Annotated in this window: 3 protein-coding genes; all 3 read right to left on the minus strand. The window is 69.2% G+C overall.

What is annotated here, in order from left to right; genetic code table 11:
- The coding region (locus tag E3O46_RS02620; protein WP_166791010.1) for a S8 family serine peptidase at positions 1-1,747 on the minus strand (1,747 nt) is incomplete at its 3' end.
- The gene (locus E3O46_RS02625) at positions 1,744-3,615 is read right to left on the minus strand and encodes a copper resistance CopC/CopD family protein (protein ID WP_134561049.1); all 1,872 of its coding nucleotides are present in this window, start codon (positions 3,613-3,615) and stop codon (positions 1,744-1,746) included. The genes E3O46_RS02625 and E3O46_RS02620, both read right to left, overlap by 4 nt.
- On the minus strand, positions 3,612-4,136 hold the full coding sequence (locus E3O46_RS02630; RefSeq protein WP_134558370.1) for a flagellar basal body-associated FliL family protein: 525 nt from the start codon (positions 4,134-4,136) through the stop codon (positions 3,612-3,614). Before E3O46_RS02630 ends, E3O46_RS02625 begins: the two co-directional genes overlap by 4 nt.
- Between the last annotated feature and the right edge of the window lie 159 nt (positions 4,137-4,295).

Consider the following 4,295-nt stretch of genomic DNA (forward strand, 5'->3'; position numbering starts at 1 on the left):
TCACCGTGACCGCACTCACCGCAGGCTTGACCTTATCGATCACCAGGGTCGTCGTCGCCACCGCACCCCAGTTACCCGCCGCATCCTTCGCATGCACCGAAATGGTGTGACTTCCCTCCGAGAGCGCGGTGAGGTTTGCCGCGGGGATCGCGGCGTCCAGGCCGGCGCTCGGCGGGGTGGGGGTGACACTCATCGCCGTCCCCGTCCCCTCGGCGCCGAGGGTGTCTGTGAAATACTCGGCCGCCGCGATGGCGGAGCCCCCGGTCGTGGTGTCGCTTCCGGTGGCGTGCAGGGTGGCATCGGCCGTGCCGTTGCTGGGATTCGGAGTCAGGACCGGTGATGACGTCACCGGTCCGGTGAGGTCGACAACGCTGGGCTGTTCCTTGAGCCACTGGTAGGCGGCAAGGACGTTGATCCGGCCGTTTCCATACGCCGGGTCCGGGCCGGAGAGGCCGAGATCCAGCGCGGTCGCTGTGAGCGCCGCCTGTGCCTGGTCGGTGGTCAGTCCCGGGACGGCGCCGAGGAGCAGCGCCAGCGCGCCCGTGGCGTTCGGAGCAGACATCGATGTGCCAGAGGCCGTCTGATAGAGGCCGTAGCGATCATCGGTGAGGATATTCACGCCCGGCGCGACGAGGTCGGGGAAGATCCGGGTCCGCGAGCCGCACGTGGATGGCCCGCGACTGCCGGATGAGTAGATCAGATCGTTGACGGTGACCGCACCAACGGACAGGGCTTCGGGGTAGTTCGCCGGACTGACGCTGGTGGAAGCGCCCGAGCCGTAGTTTCCGGCGGCGAAGACGGGCAGGATGCCGACCGCGCGCAGGGCCTGCAGGTCGGGCTGGAACGAGAGGTCGCACCCGGGGCCGGCGCCGATCGACCACGACGCGTTGACGAGCTGGGGAGCGTCCGGGGTGTTCGGATCGTGGTCAGGGTCGAGTACCCATTGGAATGCCTGGTGGATCGCCGTAGCGGTGGCCACGCCCCTGTCGTTGAAGATCTTCGCGGCGATCCAGGTGGCGCCGGGAGCCACCCCGATCGAGGTGCCGCCGGCATCCCCACCGAGGATCACGCCGGTCGTCGCCGTGCCGTGGCCGGTGAGGTCGGTCGGTGTGAGGGGATGCTCGCCATAGGGGTCGAACCAGCTGTCCGTTCCACCGCGCCATCGGCCTGCGAGGTCCGGATGGGAGACGTCGACGCCGCTGTCCAGGCTCGCGACCACCACGCCCTGCCCGGAAAAGCCCAGGTTCCACAACGCCGGAGCGCTGACCTTGTCGACGCCGGGTTCCGGGAGCCCGACGGAAGGAACCACCCTGACTTCGTCGGGGATGATGCTCGCGACATCCGGGCGCTCGGCGAGGTCCCGGATGACGTCTGCGGTGGCGGTCACCGAGATCCCGTTGACCACCCAGAGGGGGATGCTCCTGGTGACCGTGCCCTGGTCGGCCCTGGCCCGCAACAGGTTTCGGATCGGCACCTGCGAGGCGTTCGCGGTGGCCGTCAGCTCCTGGATGGTGCCCTTCAACCGAGCCGCACGGGTACCGCCTCGGACGCGCTTCAGGTCGGCCCTGTCGCGCAAGGTCACGACCACGGTGGTCACGCCCCCGGGAGGGAGGGCGGCGAGGATCGCCTGAAGACCGGGGTCCAGGTCGGCGGATCCGGGAGCAGTGCCGGGCCGGGCCGAGGCCGCGGGGGCGAGTCCCGTGACCAGCAGCGCGACCAGTGCCGCAACGGCAAGTGTCTTCTTCATCGTTTGCTCCCGCTGTTTTCGCTGGCCCGGACAGGATGGAACGAAACCGCAACCGCGGCGTGCACCCGGCGACGGGCGACGATAACGACACCCAGCATGGCTCCGAGCAGCAGGATGGCGAGAACGGATGTCACCACTTCCAGCGGGCGGGCATCCGCGGGGCTCGCGGCGGCGACGGTCCAGTCGACCTGCGCGACCGCGGTGGGGAGGCCGTCCCGGTCAAGGGCCACGATCGCATTCCAGCCGCCGGCAGTCGGCTGGGCTATCTCTGCTTCGAAACGGCCCTGCTCGATCCGCTCGAGGATCACCTCACCCGTCGTTCCTGTCGGGCCGGCGAGGGTCACCGTGACGTCGCTGACGGGCTGCGCCTCCAGTTTGACGATCGAACGGGCCCGAACGATCAGACGGCTCCGGTCCGGTCCGGCCGCCACGTGCTCGAGCGTGACGAAGAGCCCGTCGACGGTGGCCGTGTGCAGGGTGGTCTGCTGGGTCGCCGAGGCGATCTCCCGGGCAGTGGGAACCGAGGTGAGCAGTCCGGCAGCACCCACCGCGAGGACCAGAATGAGGATCTCGGCACCGACGACGGCGGCGAATCGGCGGGGCGGTACCGGCGCCCACCCGCCGGATCGGCCGAGGACGCGGCCCACCCGCGCGGCCAGTCGGGGATTGACGAGCAGAGTGTTGATCCCGGCGAGGATCAGGGCAGCGGCGACCAGGACAAGCTTTCCTGCGACGACGGCGCCGTAGACGGTCGAAGCCACGCTGTTCAGGTCGGGGATGTGGAGGCCCGCCTCGTAGAGCCCGGTCGCAACCAGGACAACGGTTGCGATGGCGGCCATCGGGCTGAACGCGCGCCAGGCCGACGCGAGGATCGGGCCGCGGGTGTCCCGGTTGCGGCGAAGCAGAGGGATCAGGCACAGGGCAAGGATGGCAAGGCCACCGGCCCAGACTCCCGCGGCGACCAGGTGCGAAGCGGCGGCAAGGACGGCCAGAGCGGATCCCCGGGGCAGGGTTGACGCGTGACCTGCCCACGATTCCAGGCCGACGACGGCAACGAGCGCGACGACGGCAACGCGCAGCTGCCCGCCGGGCTGACGCGAACGTGCCGCCCGGTACAGGGTCGCTGCCGCGATCACGAGCGCGATCTCCCGCCCCGACCACAGGTAGCCCCACGGGGTGCCGGTCAGGGTGGCCCAGGTGGCGTCGAACCAGTCGCCCAGGGATCCACCGCCCGGCTGGGTGAGGAGAAAGGGGGTGAGTGCCCCGGTGACGACCGCGACGCCGGTTGCGAGGGCTCCAATGAGGAGTGAACGCCGGCGCGGCGCTGTCCCTGCCGCGCCCATCGAACCGAGTACTCGTCCGGAGACGGCGATCGCACCGATTCCGAGGATGATCGCGGAGAGGTCGATCCAGCGGATCAGCAGTCCGGGAAGATCGGGGAGTCCGCCCGCTGCGGAGGCGACTCCCGTGGGGCGAGTCCCGACTCCGAAGTACACCGACCCGTTGGACGTGTGACCGTCATCGGTGGCGAGCACCTTCCAGTCCAGCAGGTAGGTCGCCTTCTCGAGCGGTTGCGTGTGGATTCTGACGATGCCCCCGTCATCCGTCTCGGACACGGATGCCGTCACAACGACCCGCACTCCGTCGGAAGTGTGGAGTTCGAAGGTGCTGGCATCCGCTGCGATGGCTTCCGTGAACCAGAGGGTGAGTGCTGATCTGCCCACGGAGATCACACCGCCATTGGGAGGATCGGAGCGCTCGAGGCCGCTGTGGGCCCAGGCAGGCGATGCCCCGAACAGGACCAGCGCGAAGGCGGCGAGAAGAATCGCGGCCGCGCGGCTCCGCACCCGGAGCCGGGACCTGCTCATCCCCGGGCCTCGATGTGCTCGAGCCGGGAGTCGCCCAGGACCAGGGTCACGAGTGAACCGGCGTGAATGGCGTTGTGGGAGTTGGCGAACAGGAAGAAGTAGGTTCCCCCGAGTTCGAGCTCTGACGCGTGGTGGGGCCTGGAGATGACCATGGTCGCCCCGGTGTCCTCCACGACCACGATGGGCAGCAGGGTCGTGTCGTGGATCATCCGGTCGGCTTTGTCGGGGTCGACGACCTGGTAGCGGAATTCGATCAGGCCGCCCGCCGCCGTGACTCCGATCAGGTTGACGTCGATTCCGTACCGAGCCGCCATGCCCTCTGCGGTGACCAGGGTGGTGCCCGCGCGAACATCGGCCTTCTGCCCCGGCCACCAGGCGAACGCAGCAGCTGTGCTTGCGCCGAGAAGAAGGACGGCGACCACGGCGATCGCGACCAGCCGGCGACGGCCGGGGCGCTCCTTCGGCTCTTCCGGGTTCGACTCCGGGTGCGTGTTCGACTCTGGCAGGATGTCGGTGATCATTGCGGGTCCTTCCTTCCGTCGGCCGGCCGGGAGCGACCGGCCGACCGACGCTGTTCGCTACGGGACATCGAAGGCGTCCAGGTCCTGGTTGGCGGTGGTGAGGCCGTGGGCGGTGCCATCGAAGTAGACCGACCAGGTGCCCGCGTTGTAGTAGATGAC

It is taken from the genome of Cryobacterium glucosi, assembly GCF_004402235.1.
Lineage (GTDB): Bacteria > Actinomycetota > Actinomycetes > Actinomycetales > Microbacteriaceae > Cryobacterium > Cryobacterium glucosi.

What these genes read in the sequence shown, in the direction of transcription:
- E3O46_RS02625 (WP_134561049.1), bottom strand. Translation starts at nt 3,615, where the DNA reads ATGAGCAGGTCCCGGCTCCGGGTGCGGAGCCGCGCGGCCGCGATTCTT.
- E3O46_RS02630 (WP_134558370.1), bottom strand. Translation starts at nt 4,136, where the DNA reads ATGATCACCGACATCCTGCCAGAGTCGAACACGCACCCGGAGTCGAAC.